The organism is Blautia sp. 210820-DFI.6.14 (assembly GCF_020558815.1).
Classification (GTDB): domain Bacteria; phylum Bacillota; class Clostridia; order Lachnospirales; family Lachnospiraceae; genus Blautia_A; species Blautia_A obeum.
This window is the reverse complement of record NZ_JAJCKS010000054.1, coordinates 1-5,693: the sequence shown is the minus strand read 5'-3', so window position 1 is coordinate 5,693 and position 5,693 is coordinate 1. Positions and strand designations below refer to the sequence as shown.

The window sequence follows — 5,693 nt, the reverse complement described above, 5'->3', positions numbered from 1 at the left end:
GATACCTCCTGCCGTTTTTCTTAATCATATACCTTTTAAAAGATATATACAAACTTGAATTTCCATTTTACCGTACCTATGATTTCTCATCAAAGAGGCTGCATCATTTCAAGGATGATGCCATCCGGATCCCTGAAATAAAAAGCTCTGCTTTCTCCAAATCCATCTGCCCTGAAATCAAAATACTGTGGTTCAGACAAGCATTCTACATGATTTTCTATAAGGGTTTGGTAAACAGAATCAATGTCATCCGTGTAGAAGCACACTTCTGAGATAGATGTTGTAAACAAATCCGATTGTGCTTTATGAATTTCGCTGTCTACAAACTGAATCAGTTCGACTGGCGGTGCTTCAATAACCTTAGAACCATTCAAATAAGCAACCCTTGCTTTACAATTTTCCTTACGAAACATTTTATCTGTTTCTTCTCCCTTCATAAAGATTTCGCCTTGAAACTCAAGTCCAAGAATATCTCTATAGAACGCAATAGAGCGATCCAAATCAGAAACCGTTAGTCCTACATGATAAATTCTACCAACCATCTTTATATCCTCCTGATGAAATTTTCGATTTTCTATTCTCTCACAAACAAACTGGAAATTAGCTATTTCGTTGCAACAATACTTATCCAATGATTTTTTGTATTTGAATACGTTTTTATCTCTGTAAAACCTGCTTCTTTCAAAGAAGCAATGAGTTGATCAGATGTGTAAATCTTCATACCATCAATCAACTTTGTCCATTTTTCATCTGCGGCATTCGTTCCGTCAGATTCGTTACAAATCAGGAATGTCCCTCCGCTTTTCAGAACTCGATTTACCTCAAAAAAACATTTTTCCAATCCCGGCCAGAAGTAAACTGTCTCAAAAGCAGAAACATAATCAAAAACCGCATCAGGAAAAGGGATAGCAGATACATTCCCTTGAACCACGCAACATTTCCCTTGTTTAATGGCGGTGGCGTTCAGTTTTTGAGATTCTGCCACACTGACCTCCGAATAATCCATTCCTGTCACATGTCCATTTCCGCATTTGCCCAACCAGGCTACAATATTTGCACCGCCTCCGCAACCAACATCCAGTACCGCAGCGTCCGGATTCACTGAGATATTTGAGAATCCCCATTGTGATAACTTGGTGTGACCGATGTTCATCATCTTCGTCATCAATTTTCCGCCGAAGCCTTGTGGCTTACGAGTATTTTCAAAGAAGTTCATTGCATTATTCCTCCTCTTTAAATACCGATTTGCACTTCAAATCGTTTTCTTTATTCTATCATAGCATCCATTATTCCGCCATCATTCTTTCGAACCAGGTATCCATGACAATGATAAACTGGCCTGCTCCTGGCAATTCTTGCAGCATTTCGTCAAGAGTTTTCTGTTTCACATATTTCTGCACATACACCCAACAGGCAACGCTACTGGCTTCTGATACAATGTCAGCTATGGTTTTGCGCATAAGCTCTTCAAATTCAGCAATTTCTTCTTTTGGGACAACATCATACAGTGTTGGTGCCCGATGACTTAATTTTACGCCATTTTCATTTGCATCTTTAAGCAAATTCTTAACTTTTTCTCTTGAATTCTCCGGTACTTTCATGTACTCCCACATAAATGCTACCACATCGGACGGTGTGTCTTTTTTTAGTGGTGGTAACTGAATATAATCATTGTTTTTGCTCATTTTCATATCCTCCTCACGATATAATAAAATCAATAATACGTTCTCTTGTCATGTCCAGTACAGCATCTACGAACACTCCTGCAAACAGGATCAGATACAGAATAACACTCAGCGAAAACAGAAATGCAACCTGTACCCAATCATGGTAACAATATGCAGTCGCTATAATCAACAAAGTGAATATAAATCCAAGGATCCCTCTAACAACCGCATAAGTCTGTACTGTCATTTTTACTGCCAGGCCGATCACAAAAAGGATCAGCCATACCGGCAGTAACAACATCTTCCCAGCAAGTTTTAAAATAAACATGTGCACCTCCTATCTTACCAGTCCTGGCATATCATGGTTCACCTCTGCCTGATAATACCCGTTCATCGTAGACGGTGCATTAAACAGAGCTGCTAATAAATATTTCTTGATGTTCTTCACCTTTGTGGTGTTACCACTCATACAGTGTAAGACATACTCAATATGTGAATAGGTCAGCATCAGAAATTTTTTCTTCACCAGTGATGCCGGATACCAGTTGCTGGCAATCAAGATCTTGTCATTTTTACACATCACAGTCTCTACGATCAGGTTCACGATTTCATCTACCTGTCGCATATCGTCATGATGGGTTACTTCCAGTGATTCATAATCAATGGTCTCTTTGACAAGGTTTTCATAAGCCTGACAATCCTCAGAGCGATTATCGCTATCAAATCTTTTCTCATCCACAGATATGATATGATTAGATTTATTATCATTCATTTCAGTATCACTAAGATTAGTATTATTAGGGTTTGAAATGTAAACTTCTTGAAGTTTGTTTTCGGGACTTCTAGAAGTTTGATTTTGGGACTTCATGAAGTTTAAATTGTAAACTTCTGCAGGCTCTTCATTTTCCACAGAAGTTTGTTTTTTAAACTTCTCTAATTCCTCTCCAAATTTTTTCTCATCTGTTTTCTCAGGCATAAAGGTTTTTACGTAGATAACATTCACCTTTCCAAATCCCTGCCTGCGTTTCTCAATCAGACCAATTCCTGTTTCGTCATCCAGTTCTCTCATGGATTTGATGGCTTTATTTCTGCCACAGTTCAGTAATTCCATGATATCTTCGATGGAAAAGTAGATATATGCTCTGTTTTTGTCGTCAAACCACTGATTTTTGATGGAAAGAGACATTCGATCCAACATCAGTCCATATAAAATTTTAGCATCGCTTGATAAATCTTTAAAATAGCTGTCTGTAAATAATGCTTTTGGTATGCGGTAGAAGCTGAACTGATCAGCTTCGGTACCGTAAAAATAATTAAATGTCATTTTTTTCTCCATAATTTCCTCCTTTCGTTTTCTGCTAAGAAGTCCTCTTTTTAAACTTCTTTGACTTTGTTTTCTTAGCTTTTTCTATCCTTAACAGGACTGTTCCTGCATCCATTTTTCTAATAATGATTCAATCACCTGCTCCATATCTTTGGCTGTATAATCATCCGGAAAGTACTTTGTCAGTTTCTTTTCTGAGAAAGTGAGAGACCGGGATACTTTCTTTGCCATCACACAGTTATTGAAAATCGATAACATCTGAATCTGATTAATTGGTCCATCATTCAGTTGATTTCTAAGTGCTGCAATCTGTTTGGGCTTGATAAATCCAGTGTCGCTGATATATTCGTAAATCCATTCCTGTACTTCCTTATCGATGTAGGAGATATCGACGGCAACCGTGAACTGAAGCTTTTTGTTATCTACCAGTTCAAGAAGTTCCGGTATCAATTCTGTCAGACGGATGTAACGCTGAATCTGTTTAGAACTTTCTCCAACTTGCTCTGCTAATACATCCCTAGATACAGTTCCTATTAAATTCTGGTCATTTTGGCCAGAATTACTTTTTGGTCTTCCTGCTTGTCTTTTCATAGCTGCTAATTTCATTTTATAAGCAAAGGCTTTCTCACTCGGCAACAGTTCCTCTCGCTGAATGTTAGCGTCCACCATAGCCACAATGGCATCATCATCTGATAATTCTCTTACGATTGCCGGAATTGTCGTCAGTCCTGCCAGCTGTGCTGCATGCATTCTTCTGTGACCGGATACCATTTCATATTCTTCATTTTCATCCATGCGAAGCAGTACCGGTGTCAGCACTCCATTGATCCTTACACTTTCAACCAGATCCTGCATCTTTTCATCATCCAGCACCTTGAACGGATGATTTTTAAACGGATGGATCTTACTGATCTCTATCTCCATTGCAGATTCTTCATTTACCACACCAAGCAGTTCATCAATACTTGCCAGTTTGATCTTTTCGCCACTTCTATTTTTCATTCTTCAAAACCTCCTGTGTTAAGTTCATATATGCTTCGGCAACCTTTCCTTTTGGACAGTGCATGTAGATACTTTTTCCCTCTGCACTGGTCTCAGCAGCTTTTACGGACATCGGGATTACATTTTCAAATACTTCAATCTGGCTTCCGTAGGTTGTATGTACTCTTGATGCAATGTCCCTTGCATAATTGGTTCTGAAATCTACCATAGTCAGGAGAATACCCTCAATCGCCAGTTTCCGGTTCAGTCTTTTCTTTACTGTAAGAATAGTCTTGATCAGCTGTTGAAGTCCTTTAACAGGCAGATATGCGGCCTGTACTGGTATCAGAACTGAGTCAGAAGAAACCAATGCATTGATTGTCATCATACCAAGACTCGGCATACAGTCGATCAGGATATAATCGTATCGGGATCTTATCGCATCGATATATTCTTTCATGATCATTTCTCTGCTCATAACATTTCCCATCGTTACTTCCAATGCGGAAAGCTCAATATTTGCCGGGAGAAGATCTACATTTTCCTGGTGATGTAAGATACCATCTTCCAAGGAGATTTCTTCTTCATTGATGACATCCATCATGATCGTTGCCAGTGTGATTCGAAGATCATCCGGCTCCTCATATCCAAGACTTGCTGTTAAACTTCCCTGTGGATCCGCGTCAATCAGCAACACTTTCTTACCTTCTCTTGCCAGTCCAATGCCTACATTTACGGTTGTGGTGGTCTTTCCAACGCCGCCTTTCTGGTTTACTACGGATATAACTTTACACATGATTTCTTCCTCCTTTAACTTTCCCATGATTCTTTTTTCCATAATTTCAACAGTGCCAGTATTTCCCGCTTCATCATTGCCGGTGTATAGGAATTCGGAAAATACTTATGTAGCTGTTCGTTTGTGAAAGCCACTCTTGTGATTTCACCCTTTTTAACCTCACACATGATTTCTTCCATCTTTTCCAGTGACAACTGCTTTTCTTTACTCAGTTGCCGGATCCTCTGGGCCTGTGAGAGTGATGGGATTGCCTGTGCATACTCCATTGCTACAAGCAGTTCTCTTTGTTCTTTTTCACTTAATGCAGCTATCTCTACAGCCGGACAAAAAGAAATGATCTCATCATCCAGTTTCTGCAGCATTTCCGGTATCAGTTTTGTCAGTGAGATATAACGCTGCACTTGTTTTGGGCTATCACCACAATCTTCACTGATGATTTCTATTGCCCGCTTTCTTGGTGTTTTGTGGTCAACTTGGCTCTTTTTTCGACCACTTTTTCTTTTCAATACGTCATTCTTCAGTTTGTAAGCAAAAGCTTTTTCACTGTAGCTGATCCGTTCTCTGTGAAGATTGGAATCTACCATGCTCAAGATGGAATCATCTTCACTTAATACCCGGATGATTACCGGTACTTTACGGTATCCCAGTTTCTCCGCAGCATGTTTTCTTCTGTGACCGGATATGATCTCATAGTATCCATCCGGTACTGGTCTGACGATTAACGGATTTAAAATTCCATACTTCTCAATGCTTTCCTGCAAAAGAAACATTTCCTTATCATCTTTTACCTGAAACGGGTGCTCTTTGAACGGACGAAGACGCTCAATTTCAATTTCTATGATTCTTTCTTCGTTTTCTCCTGATTGTCTATTTGGTTCAGTCATCTTGACTCCTTTCCTCCAGGATTCAGGAAATAAAAAATGCC

The 5,693-nt window shown here is 39.2% G+C and carries 8 protein-coding genes; all 8 read right to left on the bottom strand.

The window, feature by feature from the left end:
• Positions 1-89 precede the first annotated feature (89 nt).
• Entirely contained in the window at positions 90-542 is a 453-nt protein-coding gene (locus tag LI112_RS17495) for a VOC family protein (RefSeq protein WP_215719414.1), read from the bottom strand.
• A 62-nt stretch (positions 543-604) separates the two neighbouring features.
• On the bottom strand, positions 605-1,216 hold the full coding sequence (locus LI112_RS17490; protein WP_227191179.1) for a class I SAM-dependent methyltransferase: 612 nt from the start codon (positions 1,214-1,216) through the stop codon (positions 605-607).
• A gap of 70 nt (positions 1,217-1,286) precedes the next feature.
• Positions 1,287-1,691 carry a hypothetical protein gene (locus tag LI112_RS17485; protein ID WP_227191178.1) on the bottom strand — a complete coding sequence of 135 codons (405 nt, stop codon included), beginning with the start codon at positions 1,689-1,691 and terminating at the stop codon, positions 1,287-1,289.
• A gap of 7 nt (positions 1,692-1,698) precedes the next feature.
• On the bottom strand, positions 1,699-1,995 hold the full coding sequence (locus LI112_RS17480) for a hypothetical protein (RefSeq protein WP_215719411.1): 297 nt from the start codon (positions 1,993-1,995) through the stop codon (positions 1,699-1,701).
• A 9-nt stretch (positions 1,996-2,004) separates the two neighbouring features.
• The gene (locus tag LI112_RS17475; RefSeq protein ID WP_215719410.1) at positions 2,005-3,003 is read right to left on the bottom strand and encodes a DUF6017 domain-containing protein; all 999 of its coding nucleotides are present in this window, start codon (positions 3,001-3,003) and stop codon (positions 2,005-2,007) included.
• Positions 3,004-3,081: 78 nt separating this feature from the next.
• Entirely contained in the window at positions 3,082-3,993 is a 912-nt protein-coding gene (locus LI112_RS17470; protein WP_215719409.1) for a ParB/RepB/Spo0J family partition protein, read from the bottom strand.
• Entirely contained in the window at positions 3,983-4,768 is a 786-nt protein-coding gene (locus tag LI112_RS17465; RefSeq protein ID WP_029471073.1) for a ParA family protein, read from the bottom strand. Before LI112_RS17465 ends, LI112_RS17470 begins: the two co-directional genes overlap by 11 nt.
• Before the next feature lie 14 nt (positions 4,769-4,782).
• A partial coding sequence (locus LI112_RS17460; RefSeq protein WP_227191177.1) for a ParB/RepB/Spo0J family partition protein occupies positions 4,783-5,693 on the bottom strand: 911 nt, incomplete at its 5' end.

What these genes read in the sequence shown, in the direction of transcription:
- LI112_RS17470 (WP_215719409.1), bottom strand. Translation starts at nt 3,993, where the DNA reads ATGAAAAATAGAAGTGGCGAAAAGATCAAACTGGCAAGTATTGATGAA.
- LI112_RS17490 (WP_227191179.1), bottom strand. Translation starts at nt 1,216, where the DNA reads ATGAACTTCTTTGAAAATACTCGTAAGCCACAAGGCTTCGGCGGAAAA.
- LI112_RS17485 (WP_227191178.1), bottom strand. Translation starts at nt 1,691, where the DNA reads ATGAAAATGAGCAAAAACAATGATTATATTCAGTTACCACCACTAAAA.
- LI112_RS17480 (WP_215719411.1), bottom strand. Translation starts at nt 1,995, where the DNA reads ATGTTTATTTTAAAACTTGCTGGGAAGATGTTGTTACTGCCGGTATGG.
- LI112_RS17465 (WP_029471073.1), bottom strand. Translation starts at nt 4,768, where the DNA reads ATGTGTAAAGTTATATCCGTAGTAAACCAGAAAGGCGGCGTTGGAAAG.
- LI112_RS17495 (WP_215719414.1), bottom strand. Translation starts at nt 542, where the DNA reads ATGGTTGGTAGAATTTATCATGTAGGACTAACGGTTTCTGATTTGGAT.
- LI112_RS17475 (WP_215719410.1), bottom strand. Translation starts at nt 3,003, where the DNA reads ATGGAGAAAAAAATGACATTTAATTATTTTTACGGTACCGAAGCTGAT.